Annotated in this window: 12 protein-coding genes; 5 read left to right on the top strand and 7 right to left on the bottom strand. The window is 69.6% G+C overall.

What is annotated here, in order from left to right; translation table 11 throughout:
• Positions 1-7 precede the first annotated feature (7 nt).
• Both FZ046_RS25800 and FZ046_RS25795 read left to right on the top strand, forming a co-directional pair.
• Positions 8-1,180 (top strand): ABC transporter ATP-binding protein, encoded by a 1,173-nt coding sequence (locus FZ046_RS25800; protein ID WP_070352942.1) that lies wholly within the window; start codon positions 8-10, stop codon positions 1,178-1,180.
• Positions 1,177-1,770 (top strand): suppressor of fused domain protein, encoded by a 594-nt coding sequence (locus FZ046_RS25795; protein ID WP_070352943.1) that lies wholly within the window; start codon positions 1,177-1,179, stop codon positions 1,768-1,770. Before FZ046_RS25800 ends, FZ046_RS25795 begins: the two co-directional genes overlap by 4 nt.
• Before the next feature lie 109 nt (positions 1,771-1,879).
• Here FZ046_RS25795 and FZ046_RS25790 read toward each other — a convergent pair whose 3' ends face one another.
• The 3 genes from FZ046_RS25790 to corA all read right to left on the bottom strand — a co-directional run bounded on the left by FZ046_RS25790 (position 1,880) and on the right by corA (position 4,315).
• Positions 1,880-2,827, bottom strand: coding sequence for an alpha/beta hydrolase family protein (locus tag FZ046_RS25790; RefSeq protein ID WP_211372303.1), 948 nt, complete (start codon positions 2,825-2,827; stop codon positions 1,880-1,882).
• 117 nt (positions 2,828-2,944) lie between these two features.
• Positions 2,945-3,082, bottom strand: coding sequence for a hypothetical protein (locus FZ046_RS27705; protein ID WP_211372258.1), 138 nt, complete (start codon positions 3,080-3,082; stop codon positions 2,945-2,947).
• Positions 3,083-3,211: 129 nt separating this feature from the next.
• Complete coding sequence (gene corA, locus FZ046_RS25785) at positions 3,212-4,315, bottom strand: magnesium/cobalt transporter CorA (RefSeq protein ID WP_070352944.1); 1,104 nt, start codon at positions 4,313-4,315, stop codon at positions 3,212-3,214.
• 216 nt (positions 4,316-4,531) lie between these two features.
• Here corA and FZ046_RS25780 point away from each other — a divergent pair, with 216 nt between their 5' ends.
• Complete coding sequence (locus FZ046_RS25780; protein WP_099045891.1) at positions 4,532-5,368, top strand: glycine betaine ABC transporter substrate-binding protein; 837 nt, start codon at positions 4,532-4,534, stop codon at positions 5,366-5,368.
• Between the two features lie 21 nt (positions 5,369-5,389).
• Here FZ046_RS25780 and FZ046_RS25775 read toward each other — a convergent pair whose 3' ends face one another.
• Complete coding sequence (locus FZ046_RS25775) at positions 5,390-6,220, bottom strand: SDR family NAD(P)-dependent oxidoreductase (RefSeq protein ID WP_070352945.1); 831 nt, start codon at positions 6,218-6,220, stop codon at positions 5,390-5,392.
• Positions 6,221-6,320: 100 nt separating this feature from the next.
• On the opposite strand from FZ046_RS25775, the gene FZ046_RS25770 reads away from it, so the two are divergent.
• Entirely contained in the window at positions 6,321-6,695 is a 375-nt protein-coding gene (locus tag FZ046_RS25770) for a DUF732 domain-containing protein (protein ID WP_070352946.1), read from the top strand.
• A gap of 72 nt (positions 6,696-6,767) precedes the next feature.
• On the opposite strand, the gene FZ046_RS25765 is transcribed toward FZ046_RS25770, so the two are convergent.
• The 3 genes from FZ046_RS25765 to FZ046_RS25755 form a co-directional block, all read right to left on the bottom strand.
• The gene (locus tag FZ046_RS25765) at positions 6,768-7,199 is read right to left on the bottom strand and encodes a VOC family protein (RefSeq protein WP_070352947.1); all 432 of its coding nucleotides are present in this window, start codon (positions 7,197-7,199) and stop codon (positions 6,768-6,770) included.
• Between the two features lie 76 nt (positions 7,200-7,275).
• Complete coding sequence (locus FZ046_RS25760; RefSeq protein WP_083298190.1) at positions 7,276-11,166, bottom strand: multifunctional oxoglutarate decarboxylase/oxoglutarate dehydrogenase thiamine pyrophosphate-binding subunit/dihydrolipoyllysine-residue succinyltransferase subunit; 3,891 nt, start codon at positions 11,164-11,166, stop codon at positions 7,276-7,278.
• 231 nt (positions 11,167-11,397) lie between these two features.
• A complete protein-coding gene (locus FZ046_RS25755; protein ID WP_070352949.1) occupies positions 11,398-12,144 on the bottom strand; it encodes a hypothetical protein in 747 nt (248 codons plus the stop codon).
• Positions 12,145-12,297: 153 nt separating this feature from the next.
• Here FZ046_RS25755 and FZ046_RS25750 point away from each other — a divergent pair, with 153 nt between their 5' ends.
• Entirely contained in the window at positions 12,298-13,590 is a 1,293-nt protein-coding gene (locus tag FZ046_RS25750; protein ID WP_070352950.1) for a multidrug effflux MFS transporter, read from the top strand.
• Positions 13,591-13,726: the final 136 nt, after the last annotated feature.

Raw genomic sequence — 13,726 nt, 5'->3', positions numbered from 1 at the left:
GAGCCACATGGCCGAAATCGTCTTGGACCACGTCACCAAGAGCTATCCGAACGGCGCGACGGCGGTCAGGGACCTGTCGCTCTCCATCGCCGACGGCGAGTTCATCATCCTGGTCGGGCCGTCCGGGTGTGGGAAGTCGACCACCCTCAACATGATCGCCGGGCTGGAGGACATCAGCTCCGGTGAGCTGACCATCGGCGGCGAGCGGGTCAACGAGAAGGCACCGAAGGACCGCGACATCGCGATGGTGTTCCAGTCCTACGCGCTCTACCCGCACATGACCGTGCGGCAGAACATCGCGTTCCCGCTGACGCTGGCCAAGGTGAGCAAGGCCGATGTCGCCGCCAAGGTGGAGGAAACCGCGAAGATCCTCGACCTCACCGAGCTGCTGGACCGCAAGCCGGCCCAGCTGTCCGGCGGTCAGCGCCAGCGCGTGGCGATGGGGCGCGCGATCGTCCGCAACCCCAAGGCCTTCCTCATGGACGAGCCGCTGAGCAACCTCGACGCGAAGCTGCGCGTGCAGATGCGCTCGGAGATCGCCAAGCTGCAGAACCGGTTGGGCACCACCACGATCTACGTCACGCACGACCAGACCGAGGCCATGACGCTCGGCGATCGCGTGGTCGTGATGCTGGCCGGCGTTGCCCAGCAGATCGGCACGCCGGAGGAACTCTACGAGCGGCCGGCGAACCTGTTCGTGGCCGGCTTCATCGGGTCGCCGGCGATGAATTTCTTCCCCGCGACACGCACGGACGTCGGCGTGCGCCTGCCGTTCGGCGAGGTGACGCTGAGCCAGGAGGCGACCGACGTTCTGAACCAGCACCCCACGCCACGCAACGTCATCGCCGGCATCCGCCCAGAGCACCTCGACGACGCGGCGCTCATCGACTCCTACGCGCGGATCCGGGGCCTGACGTTCCAGGTGACGGTCGATCTGGTCGAGTCGCTCGGCGCGGAGAAGTACGTGCACTTCTCCTCCGAGGGCGACGGGGCGCAGGCGAGCCAGCTGGCCGAACTGGCCGCCGAATCGAGCGTCGGCGTCAACGAATTCGTGGCGCGGGTGTCCACCGAGTCGAGGCTGTCGGCGGGTCAGACCGCCGAGCTGGTCTTCGACACATCGCGGCTGGTGCTGTTCGACGCCGACTCCGGCGTCAACCTGTCGATACCGCCGGCCGGGTGAGCGACGTCCTGACGGCGGTCCGCGCCCGCCTCGACGGACACTTCACCGCCGCCGGCGTCAGCGACGAGCCCGTGACGGCGAGCGTGACGTTCCTCGGTGCCGAGCCGATGGAGGTGCTGCGCTACGGTCCCGACGGCGACGGTGTGCTGCACTACGTCTCGCTGGGCTGCTCGCGGCACCCGATGCTCGATCCGACGGAGTTCGTCGTCGACGCGTCGGACGGGCCACGGGCGGAGGTGGCGGTGGCGCTGCGCGGGCCGACGCCCCCGGGGCTGGCCCGGTCGATCGCGGTGCTGGCGTCGACGCCCGCCGTGGAGGGGTTGATCCTGGTGCCCGATGCGCTGGTGGACCTCGAGACGCCGCTGTGGGAGGGCGCGCCGTTCACCGCGATGTTGTTGAGCGAGAGCGACATCGCGGACGTCGAGCTGCCGGGTGCGCAGCAGCCGGTGCGGCTGTTGCGGGCCACGCCGATCACCCCGACCGAGGCCGCGTGGGTGCGGTTGAAGGGTGCCGAGGCGATGCGGGAAGCGTGGGTGACCGACGGGGTCGACGTCCGGGATCCACGGCGGCGAGCCGCCAATCCGACGTGAGCGGCGAGCCGCCAATCCGACTTGAGCGGCGAGCCGCCAATCCAACTTAGGCGGCGAGCCGCCAATCCGACGTGAGCGGCGAGCCGCCAATTCAACTTGAGCGGCGGGCTCAGGCCTGCAGCACGTCGTCGAGCCAGTTGAAGACGACTTCGTCCTTGTACGCCAATGCGCCGGACTGGCAGTGGTTCTCGGCGCCGTCCGCGGCGGTGAAGCGGGCGAAGGTCTTTGGTGCGGTGAGGGCGTCGTAGACGCGTTCCGGCTGCCCACGGAAGAACTGGTCGCCGTCGGCCTCCATCACCAGCGTGGGGCAGGTGATCCGGCCGACGACGTCGTCGTCGTCCAGCGTCATCTTCGCACTCTCGACGGTCAGGGCGTACGGCGACGGCACGCCGAAGCTGAAGGTGCCCTGGGTGAAGGTCCACCGCACCTGCGTGTCGGCCGCCATCGCCTCACCGACGATCCGGTCGTAGGTCGCGGCGTCTCCGGCCTCGAAGGCCGCCTTCGCCTCGGGGGAGAGGATGCCCCAGATGCTGTCGACGAGACTCCATACGCCGTCGAAGAGGATGGCCGCGGCGAACCTCGGCTCGAAGACCACCGCGCGGGCGGCGAGGTACCCGCCGAGGCTCATGCCCTGCAACGCCAGTCGATCGCCGTCGACGTCCGGACGGGAGAGGACGTAGTCGACGGCCGGGGTCACGACCTTCTCCCAGTCGTGCCGGAAGTACAGCTTCTGCTCCCGCAGCGGCATGCCCTGACCCGGGCCGTCGAAGGTCAGGCAGTTGTAGCCGCGCCGGACCGCTGCCGCAGCGCCGAAGTAGTAGAGCTCCTCGACACTCGAGTCGTACCCGCCGTGGAAGACGAGGGTGGGGCGGGGCTCGTCGGATGCGTCGGGCTTGTAGAAGTAGCCCGGCAACGTCGTTCCCTTGTAGGGGATCTCGACCGGCTCCCAGGTCGGTCCCATCAGCTCGGCGGCCTTCGCGTACGCCTGCTGCGATGCCGTGGCGTCGGCCAGTATGCGCGGGTCATCCGGGTCGCCGTGCAGATAGAACTCCGACATCCGGAAGTACGTCGACGCACGGAGCAGGGCCTCCCGGGCACTGACGAGGTGGCCGCCGGCCAGGTACTGCTCGGCACGGCCGAGGACGCGTTCGCCGCGGCGGTGCCAGCCCCGATACTAGCTGTCGAAGTCGCCCTCGGCGATGTCGTCCACCGTCGCCATCAGCTCGGCGATGTCGGCACCGCCGTAGTACGTGAAACCCAGGTTGCGGACGAGTTCGAACGCGAACGAGTCGTCGCGGAAGCCAACCTTCATCGAGTTCCTCCTTCGTCCAGACCGCGGTGGGTGCGACGGCGCGGTCCTCCAATCGACCGCTATGCACTGCACTGTACAGTGCAACACCGAGGCCGTCGAGGACATTGCTGGTGAGGGGGACTCAGTCGCTCAGAGCCAGCCGTTGTGCCGGAACGTGCGGTGGAGGAAGTAGCAGACGCTCACCATGACGAGGACGACGGCGGGATAGCCGAAGCGCCAATGCAATTCGGGCATGTCATCGAAGTTCATGCCGTAGATGCCCGCGAGCATGGTGGGGACGGCAGCGATGGCGACCCATGCGGAGATCTTGCGCATGTCGACGTTCTGCTGCATCGACACCTTGCCGACCGCGGCCTGCACCAGTGAACTGAGGACCTCGTCGTAGCTCGCGATGCGGTCGGCGGCCTGGGTGTTGTGGTCGAGGACGTCGCGCATGTAGCGGCGGACCTCCTTGGAGATGAGGTCGTTGTGGTCGCTGCCGAGGCGCTGCAGGGCCATGGTCAGCGGGGTGATCGCGCGGCGCATCTCGACGACCTCGCGCTTGAGCATGTAGATGTGCTCGATGTCGGTGGTGCTGTGGGGGGAGAACACGTTCTCCTCCATCGCGTCGATGTCGGTCTCCACCAGATCGGTGACGTCCAGGTAGGAGTCGACCACGTGATCGGCGATCGCATGCATCACGGCGTACGGGCCCAGCTTGCAGTTGGCCGGCGCCGAGTCCATGTGCTTGCGGACCCCCGCGAGCCCGCCGTGGTCGCCGTGTCGAACGGTGACGACGAAGTCGTGGCCGACGAAGATCATGATCTCGCCGGTCTCGACGATCTCGCGGGCCTTGGCCACCGATTCGTGTTCGACGTAGGTGACGGTCTTGAGCACCATGAACAGCGTCTCGTCGTAGCGCTCGAGCTTGGGGCGCTGGTGGGCGTGCACGGCGTCCTCGACGGCCAGCTCGTGCAGACCGAAGACGTCGGCGACGGCCTGCATCTGGTGCTCGTCGGGTTCGTGCAGACCGATCCACACGAAGGCCGGCACACCGTCTGCCTCGAGTTCGCGGACCTTGGCCACGGCAGCCGCATGGGTGTACTTGCCGGCCAGCCGGGACCCGTCGGCGTACACGCCGCAGTCGACCATGGCCCGTGCGACGGGGACGTGAATGGAGGAGGCGTCGGGACCGTCCGTCCGGCGGCCGGTGGGCCGCAGCTTCGACGGTTGCAGGGCACGGAGTGACGGCATGCGCGGCCTCCCGGACTCGGCGGCGGAGATGGGCCGGTGGCAGCCCGAAACGACTGCTCAGATGGTACGCGCCCTGCCTGGCAGGCACCTGCTCGCGACGCGACGGCCCGGGCGGGCAGGGCTGCGGTGTGCGCTACGGTGCATCGCGTGGCGGAAAGCACGGTGGCGCGCACGCCTGGCGACGCCGAGCGCCGTGGCCGCCACGGACGTCCGTGGGTGCACGGGCTGGCGGTGGCGGCGGCGGCCCTGCTGATCGCCGGCTGCGGTGACGCATCGTCGGCGCCGCCGTCGATCCCGGTCGGCGCGTCGAGCGATCCCGAGTCGGTGCTGTTGGCCGAGTTGTACGCCGCGGCGCTGCGCTACTACGGCAACGCCGCCCACGTCGCCGTGACCGCCGACCCGGTCGCCGGGCTCGACTCGGGGGAGGTGCGGGTGTCTCCGGGGCTGACCGGACGGCTGCTGGCCCGGTTCGACCCGCAGTCGACGGCGCGGGCGCCCGAGCAGGTGTACCGGTCGATGCTCGCGGCGCTACCGGAGGGCCTCGCCGCCGGGGACTACGCGCAGTCGGCCGATGACGAGCCCGCCGTCGCGGTGACGGAACGGACGGCTGCCGCCTGGGGTGGCCGTGACGTCACGGCGCTGGCCCGCACCTGCGGCCGGCCGGTGGCCGGTGCCGTCGCGGGATCCGCGACGCCCGCGGTGGTGGGCTCGTGCCCGCTGCCGCAGCCGCGCGAGTTCCGGGACCCAGGGCCGCTGTTCGACGCACTGCGCAGCGATCGGATCGAGCTGGCGTGGACGTCGACGGCGGCACCCGACGTGCCGGACTGGGCGGTGGTGCTCACCGACGAGACGGGGCTGATCCGCGCGGAGAACGTCGTGCCGCTCTACCGGCGCAACGAGCTGACCGAGTCGCAGGTGCTCGCACTCAACCAGATCGCCGGGGAACTGGACACCGGCGCGCTCGCGGACATGCTGCGCCAGATCGACGACGAGGGCAAGGACCCGGCGGCGCTGGCCGACGACTGGCTGTCGTCGCACCCACTGGGCCACTGAGCCCCCCCGGGCACGCGGGCGTCAGTGCGTGTTCGGCAACGCCTTGGCGATCACGCCGGAGAAGAGTCGCTGGTAGCCCGAGCCGGTGAGGCGCACGATGGCGTCGAGTGCCTTCGCGTCGTTGCCGATGAGGACGCGGGCCTTGTTCTTGCGGACGCCGTCGAGGATCACCTGGGCGGCCTTCTCCGGTGACGTGCTGGCCAGCTTCTTGTCGAACGTCTTCGCGAGTGCCTCGACGTCGATGCCCTCGGCGGCGCTCATGTTGCGCGCGATGCCGGTCTTGATGCCGCCGGGATGCACGGTGGTGACCTTGACCGGACGCTTGGCCTGGGCCATCTCCTGGCGCAGCGCCTCGGTGAAGCCGCGGACGGCGAACTTCGCCGCGTTGTAGGCCGCCTGGCCGGGCACCGAGAACAGGCCGAACACGCTGGAGACGTTGACGACGTGTCCGTCGCCGGACTCGATCAGGTGCGGCAGGAACGCCTTGGTGCCGTTGACGACGCCCCAGAAGTCGACGTCCATGACGCGTTCGATGTCCTTGTAACTGCTGACCTCGACGTCGCCGGCGAAGGCGATGCCCGCGTTGTTGTAGATCTGGTTGACCTTGCCGAAGTGTGCCTTGACCTCGTCGGCGTACAGCTCGAAGGCCTCGCGCTCGGTGACGTCGAGGCGGTCGGCCTTGACCGGCGCGCCGATCGACCTGATGCGCTCCTCGGTGACGGCGAGTCCCTCGGTGTTCACGTCGCTGATGGCGACCTTGGCGCCGGATCGCGCCAGCTCGATCGCCAGCGCCCGACCGATGCCCGAACCCGCGCCGGTGATGACGGCGACCTTGCCCGCGAAGCCCTCCATGGCCACTCCTCTATTCGACTCGTGTGCACTTTAGCCGGTACCGCGGGTACCGCCGGGCGGCGGGGGTAACGCATCCGGGGCAGACCGCGAAGAACCCACCATGACACGTCTTCGCACCGCGACCGTCGCCTCGCTGGCCCTCAGCGCCGGCATCTTCGGCGCCGCCACGCTCGGCATGGCACCGGCCCAGGCCGACCCGGGCGTCGATCCCTTCGTCGCGGCGCTGGGCACGGCCGGTCTCGGCGGCATCGACCCGGCAACCGCCGTCTCGGTCGGTCAGTCGGTATGCCCGATGCTCGCCGAGCCCGGCCAGCAGGCCGCCGACGTGGCGGGGAGGGTCGCCGACACCCTGGGCAGGCCGCTCGGCCCGGCCACGATGTTCACCGGCCTGGCCATCAAGATGTTCTGCCCCGGCGCGGTCGCCTCGCTGGCCGGTGGCAACTCGCCCATCCCGCTCGGCCTGCTCGGTCTGTAGCGACACGGATTTCTGCGTGAGGGTCGTCTGACCCGGCAGGCTGGCGGCCCTCACGCAGTATCAGTCCCGGCGCTACAGCGGCGCGCTGAGTTCCAGGTTGATGCCGTCGGGATCCTCGAACGAGAGGATCGCGATGCCGAAGTCCTCGAGTCGCGTCACCTCGCCGTGCTCCACGCCGGCATCGGCCAGTCGCTCGGCGACGGCGTCGAGTTGGTCGACCGACGGCACCGCGAAGCTGATGTGGTCGAGTCCCACCCGCGTCGAATCGAACCGGTCGCTCGCGTCGGCCACCGGACGCAGCCCGAACAGGATGCCGTTGGTCTGGAAGACCACGCCGCCGTACAGCCGGGCGGGGTCGTTGCGCACCGCGGGATCGTCCGGATCGCCGGGCGACTCGGCCGCCACCGCGAAGCCGAGGACCTCCTCGTAGAACGCCCGCGACCTCGCGAGGTCGGTCACGGTGATGCGGACGTGGTGCAGCCCGGTGCTGTCGATGAGTGCCATGCGTCGTGAATACCCCGCACGGCACGACCGCGGCCGACCGGGGGTGTGACCGTCGCATGACGGCCACACCCGACGATCAGGCGAACGCCTCGTCGATGATCTCCTGCTGCTCCACGGCATGCACCTTCGAGCTGCCCGACGACGGGGCCGACATGGCGCGGCGCGAGATGCGCTTGATCCCGGTCAGCTTGTCCGGCAACGACTCCGGCATCGTCAGGCCGAACGTCGGCCACGCACCCTGGTTGGCCGGCTCCTCCTGCACCCAGCAGAACTGCTCGGCGTTGGGGTACTCGTCCAGCGTCGCGGCGAGACGGCGCTTCGGCAGCGGGTAGAGCTGCTCGACGCGCACGATCGCCACGTCCTCGCGCTTCTCCTTGGCCTTGCGGGCCGCCAGCTCGTAATAGATCTTGCCGCTGGTCAACAGCACGCGCTTCACCTTCGACCGGTCGCCGTCACCGTCGGTGTACGTCGGCTCCTCGAGGATCGAGCGGAACTTCTGCTCGGTGAAGTCGCGGATGTCGCTGACCGCCGCCTTGTTGCGCAGCATCGACTTCGGCGTGAACACGATGAGCGGCCGGTGGATGCCGTCCAGGCCGTGCCGGCGCAGCAGGTGGAAGTAGTTGGCCGGCGTCGACGGCATGGCCACCGTCATCGACCCCTCCGCACACACCTGCAGGAACCGCTCGATGCGGCCCGAGGTGTGGTCGGGGCCCTGGCCCTCGTGACCGTGCGGCAGCAGCAGAACGACGTCGGACAGCTGGCCCCACTTCGCCTCACCGGAGCTGATGAACTCGTCGATGATCGACTGCGCGCCGTTGACGAAGTCGCCGAACTGCGCCTCCCACAGCACCATGGCGTCGGGGTTGCCGACGGAGTAGCCGTACTCGAAGCCGACGGCCGCGTACTCCGACAGCGCCGAGTCGTACACCATGAACTTGCCACCCGACGGCGTGCCGTCGGTGTTGGTGGCCAGCAGCTGCAGCGGCGTGAACTCCGCACCGGTCTTGCGGTCGATGATCACCGAGTGGCGCTGGGTGAAGGTGCCGCGGCGGGTGTCCTGGCCGCTCAACCGCACCAGCTTGCCTTCGGACACCAGCGTGCCGAGGGCGAGCAGTTCGCCGAACGCCCAGTCCACCTTGCCCTCGTAGGCCATCTCGCGGCGCTTCTCCAGCACCGGCTTGACGCGCGGGTGCACCGTGAAGTCGTCGGGGAAGGACAGGTGCGCGTCGCCGATGCGGGCCAGCAGCGACTTGTCGACGGCGGTCGAAAGACCCTGCGGCGTCACCTGATCCGACTCGACGGACTCACTGGGCTCGATGTCGTGCTTCTCGAGTTCGCGGACCTCGTTGAAGACCCGCTCGAGCTGGCCCTGGTAGTCGCGCAGTGCGTCCTCGGCCTCCTTCATCGAGATGTCGCCGCGGCCGATCAGCGCCTCGGTGTAGGTCTTGCGGACACCGCGCTTGGTGTCGATGACGTCGTACATGTACGGCTGCGTCATCGACGGGTCGTCGCCCTCGTTGTGCCCGCGGCGGCGGTAGCACAGCATGTCGATGACGACGTCCTTCTTGAACTTCTGCCGGAAGTCGACCGCCAGGCGCGCCACCCACGCGGCCGCTTCCGGGTCGTCGCCGTTCACGTGGAAGATCGGTGCGCCAATCATCTTTGCCACGTCGGTGCAGTACTCGCTGGAGCGCGAGTTGACCGGCGAGGTGGTGAACCCGATCTGGTTGTTGACGACGATGTGGATGGTGCCGCCGGTGCGGTAGCCGCGGAGCAGCGCCAGGTTCAGCGTCTCGGCAACCACGCCCTGCCCGGCGAACGCGGCGTCACCGTGCATCATCAGCGGCACGACGGTGAATCCGTCGGGGCCGTTGCCCTTGTCGATGACGTCCTGCTTGGCGCGCACGATGCCCTCGAGCACCGGGTCCACGGCCTCGAGGTGGCTGGGGTTGGCCACCAGCGAGACCTCGATGTCGTTGTCGCCGAACATCTGCAGGTACGTGCCGCCCGCACCGAGGTGATACTTCACGTCACCGGAGCCGTGCGCCTGGCTCGGGTTCAGGTTGCCCTCGAACTCGCTGAAGATCTGGCTGTACGGCTTGCCGACGATGTTGGCCAGCACGTTGAGCCGGCCGCGGTGCGGCATGCCGATGACGACCTCGTCGAGTCCGTGCTCGGCGGCCTGGTCGATCGCGGCGTCCATCATCGGGATCACCGTCTCGGCACCTTCGAGCGAGAACCGCTTCTGTCCGACGTACTTGGTCTGCAGGAACGTCTCGAACGCCTCGGCGGCGTTGAGCTTGCTCAGGATGTACTTTTGCTCGGCGACCGTCGGCTTCTCGTGCTTGGCCTCGACGCGCTCCTGGATCCAGCGCTGCTGCTCCGGTTCCAGGATGTGGGTGTACTCCACGCCGACGTGGCGGCAGTACGCGTCGCGCAGCACCGACAGCACGTCGCGCAGCTTCTTGTACTGCGCGCCGGCGAAGCCGTCGACCTTGAACTCGCGGTCGAGGTCCCACAGCGTCAGGCCGTGGGTGTTGACGTCGAGGTCGGGGTGGCTGCGGAAGCGTGTCTTGTCCAGCCGCAGCGGGTCGATGTCGGCCATCAGGTGGCCGCGGTTGCGGTACGCCGCGATCAGCTCGATGATCCGGGCGTTCTTGTCGGTGATGGCGTCCGGGTTGTCGGTGCGCCAGCGGACCGGCTCGTACGGGATGCCCAGCTCGCGGAAGATCTCGTCGAAGAAGTCGTCGGACAGCAGCAGCTGGTGGATGGTCCGCAGGAAGTCGCCCGACTCGGCGCCCTGGATGATCCGGTGGTCGTAGGTCGACGTGAGCGTCATCAGCTTGCCGACGCCGACCTCGTTGATGCGCTCCTCGCTGGCGCCCTGGAACTCGGCCGGGTACTCCATGGCGCCGGCGCCGATGATCGCGCCCTGGCCGCGCATCAGGCGCGGCACCGAGTGGACGGTGCCGATGGTGCCCGGGTTGGTCAGCGAGATGGTGACGCCGGCGAAGTCCTCGGCGGTCAGCTTGCCGTCGCGGGCGCGCCGCACGATGTCCTCGTAGGCGGCGATGAACTGGCCGAACCGCATGGTGTCGGCCTTCTTGATCGCCGCGACCACCAGCGAGCGGTTGCCGTCCTTGCCGGGCAGGTCGATCGCCAGGCCGAGGTTGGTGTGCGCGGGCGTGACGACGTTCGGCTTGCCGTCGACCTCGGCGAAGTGCCGATTCATGTTCGGGAAGTTCTTGACCGCCTGCACGATGGCGTAGCCGAGCAGGTGGGTGAAGCTGATCTTGCCGCCGCGCGTGCGCTTGAGGTGGTTGTTGATGACGACGCGGTTGTCGATCATCAGCTTCGCCGGGATGGCCCGCACGCTGGTCGCGGTCGGTACCTCGAGCGAGGCGCTCATGTTCTTGGCGACCGCTGCGGCCGCGCCGCGCAGCACCTGGGTCTGGTCGTCCTCGGCGGCGGCCGCGGCCGGCGCCTTGGGCTTGGCGGGCTCGGGGTTCGCGGCCGTCGACGACGTCGCCGGCTTGGTCGCGGGCGCGGCGGGCTTCGCCTCGGACTTCGCGGCGGGCTTCGCCTCCGGCTTGGCGGCGGGCTTGGCCTCGGACTTGGCGGCGGGCTTCGGCTCGGCGGGCTTGGCGGCCGGCGCGGAGGCGGACGTCGCGGCGGACTTCGAGGCGGGCTTGGAGGCGGACGAGGCGCCGTTGGATCCGGGAGGCGGCGCGGGCGCGGGGGTGGGCGGGGTCTTGGGCTCACCCTTGCCGTTGGCGCTCGAGGAGCGGCTGCCGTTCGCGGTGCCGTTGGCGGTCACCGCCGAGGTGTCGTTCGCCGGTTCCGGTGCGTAGTCGACGAGGAACTCGTGCCAACTCGGGTCCACCGAGGAGGGGTCCTCCCGGAACTTGCGGTACATCTCCTCGACCAGCCATTCGTTCTGTCCGAATGGTGAAGGTGAACTGCTCACGGCAGCTGTCGCCTCGATTCCTTCTGCCCTTGCGAACCGGCACGTGCCCGCTCGCCCGAATGTCTTGCGGTGTGGCCCACCCTTGCGCCATCTCTCAGGCTATCCCTCGGCATCGCGGCGGACCACGGCAACGGCCTTATGGTCGTTGTGTTCGGTGGGTGTCGGTCCGACGGCCGGTCACCGGCGTGCGGTGAACGGTCGCCGACGGACGTCATCGTCATTCCTCGGGAGTCATCCCTCGAGCGCGTTCGGCGGGGTCGGCAGCAGATGCAAGGCGGCCGGCCACCGCGCGGGTGGAGTCCCGAACGCCGTCCGGGCGTTGTCGACGATCTTGCGGCCCATCACGCGGTTGCCGACGCCGCCGACGACGGCCCCCACCCCCACCGGGAGCAGCTTGCCGAAGGCGATGGCGCCGCGCTTGAGCGCGTAGCGCTTGACGAAGTACTTCAGCAGCCGGGAGTTCAGCTGCGACACCGCGGGCAGCGGCAGCGAGGCCGCGCCGTCGGCCAGCCACGCGCCCTTGGTGCGGCCCGGTCCGACGAGGTCGAGCATTGCGCGCCGGCCGTCCTCGCCGACCAGCACCGCGAGCACCAGGGCCTGGCGCCGCTCGCGGTGCTCGGCCGGGATGCCGTGCACCTCCGCCACGGCCAGCACGAACACCGCGGTCGCCTCGAGGAAGACCACGGTCTCGCCGGCGACCGCCGACATCGCCGCCAGTGTCCCGATGCCGGGGAACGCGGCGGCCGACCCGACGGCGGCGCCGCTGGCCATCACCGCGGCGACGTAGTGCTTCTCCAGCTTGGCGACCACGTCGGCGGGGGAGGCGCCGGCATCCTGGTCGCGCAGCCGCTGCACGTAGGCCCGTACGGCGGGCGCCTGCACGCGGGCGCCACGCTCGAGGATCTGCGAGAGCGTCTTCACCGCCAGGCTGGGGTCCTCGGCGGCCGCGCCGGTCTCGTGCTTCTTGCGAGCGAACATCCTTCTCCCCTCCGAGGTGCCCACGAGGAACCTCCAGGCTACGTCGAGGTCGACGCGCGGCGGCGGCACCCGGGTGCCCCGGCGTGAGCGTGGTCACGCCGCGGCCGGTGACCTGCGGGAAGAAATAATCGTTATGCATTGCTAACCACCTTCATGGCAGCATCGCAGCACGTGGACCTCAGGAGCGCCGACGCCGTGACGACCGTCGATCCCGCGCCCGCGACGCCGGGCACCTTGCGCATGATCGTCGTCCTTGGCCTGCTGGTGGCCCTCGGCCCGCTCACCATCGACATGTACCTGCCGGCCCTGCCGCGCATCGGCGAGGAACTCTCGGTGTCCTCCTCGGTGGTACAGCTGACGCTCACCGGCACGCTGGTCGGGCTGGCGTTGGGACAGCTGGTCATCGGTCCGCTGTCGGACTCGCTCGGGCGCAGGCGCCCGCTGATGGCGGGCATCGTGCTGCACATGGTGGCCTCGGTGCTGTGCCTGCTGGCGCCCAACATCGCCGTGCTCGGCGTCGCCCGCGGACTGCAGGGCATGGGGGCGGCCGCGGGCATGGTCGTAGCGATCGCCGTCGTCGGCGACCTCTTCACCGACTCACGGGCCGCGACCGTGATGTCGCGCCTCATGCTGGTGCTCGGCGTCGCCCCGGTGGTGGCGCCGTCGCTGGGCGCCGCGGTACTGCTGCACGGCTCGTGGCACTGGGTGTTCGCGGTGCTGGTCGTGCTCGCCGGCGCGTTGCTGCTGGTGGCGGTGTTCGCGCTACCGGAGACCTTGCCGCCGTCGCACCGCAGGCCGCTGCGGGTGCGCGGCATCGTCACCACCTACGGCCAGCTGCTGCGCGACGCCCGCTTCGTCATCCTGGTGCTCGTCGCCGCGCTGGGCATGTCCGGGCTGTTCGCCTACATCGCCGGTGCGTCGTTCGTCCTGCAGGGCGGATACGGGCTCGATCAGCAGGCCTTTGCGCTGGTCTTCGGTGCCGGCGCAGTGGCGCTGATCGGGGCGACGCAGTTCAACGTCGTGCTGCTGCGCCGCTTCACCCCGCAGCGCATCGTGGTCGGCGCGCTGATCGCGTCGACGGTGGTCGGTGTGGTGTTCGTGGCGCTGGCCGCGGTGGGCGTCGGCGGGCTGGCGGCGTTCGTCGTGCCGGTGTGGCTGATCCTCGCCGCGATGGGCTTCGTCATCCCCAATGCGCCGGCCGTGGCGCTGTCCCGGCACCAGGACGCCGCGGGAACGTCGGCCGCGCTGCTCGGCGCCGCCCAGTTCGGCCTCGGTGCCGCCGTCGCGCCGCTCGTCGGCATCCTCGGCAACGACGAGCTGGCGCTGGCCGTCGTGATGACCGTCGGTGCGGCGGTCGCGCTGGCCGCGTTGCTGGGGTCGCTCGCGACGGGGTCGGACGACGACGACGCCGCGCTGCCCGTGGGTGCGGCGGCCGAACCGGCATGAGCACCGCCGTCGGATGCGGCGGCGACTTGTCGCGATGGGTCGTGGTCCGTAGCGTCGGGCCCGAACCCCTCCTCACCGAGTAAGACCCGATTGACCGTGCGAGCACTTCCCCTCGCGGCCGACGCCGCACCGCCGA

It is taken from the genome of Mycolicibacterium grossiae (genome assembly GCF_008329645.1).
GTDB classification, from domain to species: domain Bacteria; phylum Actinomycetota; class Actinomycetes; order Mycobacteriales; family Mycobacteriaceae; genus Mycobacterium; species Mycobacterium grossiae.
Note: the sequence above shows the minus strand (reverse complement) of the source record. Positions and strands in the feature narration are given on the sequence as shown.

Excerpts from the sequence above, each read along its gene's own strand:
- FZ046_RS25800 (WP_070352942.1), top strand. The coding sequence starts at position 8 with ATGGCCGAAATCGTCTTGGACCACGTCACCAAGAGCTATCCGAACGGC.
- FZ046_RS25790 (WP_211372303.1), bottom strand. The coding sequence starts at position 2,827 with ATGTCGGAGTTCTATCTGCACGGCGACCCGGATGACCCGCGCATACTG.
- FZ046_RS27705 (WP_211372258.1), bottom strand. The coding sequence starts at position 3,082 with ATGAAGGTTGGCTTCCGCGACGACTCGTTCGCGTTCGAACTCGTCCGC.
- corA (WP_070352944.1), bottom strand. The coding sequence starts at position 4,315 with ATGCCGTCACTCCGTGCCCTGCAACCGTCGAAGCTGCGGCCCACCGGC.
- FZ046_RS25775 (WP_070352945.1), bottom strand. The coding sequence starts at position 6,220 with ATGGAGGGCTTCGCGGGCAAGGTCGCCGTCATCACCGGCGCGGGTTCG.
- FZ046_RS25770 (WP_070352946.1), top strand. The coding sequence starts at position 6,321 with ATGACACGTCTTCGCACCGCGACCGTCGCCTCGCTGGCCCTCAGCGCC.
- FZ046_RS25765 (WP_070352947.1), bottom strand. The coding sequence starts at position 7,199 with ATGGCACTCATCGACAGCACCGGGCTGCACCACGTCCGCATCACCGTG.
- FZ046_RS25755 (WP_070352949.1), bottom strand. The coding sequence starts at position 12,144 with ATGTTCGCTCGCAAGAAGCACGAGACCGGCGCGGCCGCCGAGGACCCC.
- FZ046_RS25750 (WP_070352950.1), top strand. The coding sequence starts at position 12,298 with ATGGCAGCATCGCAGCACGTGGACCTCAGGAGCGCCGACGCCGTGACG.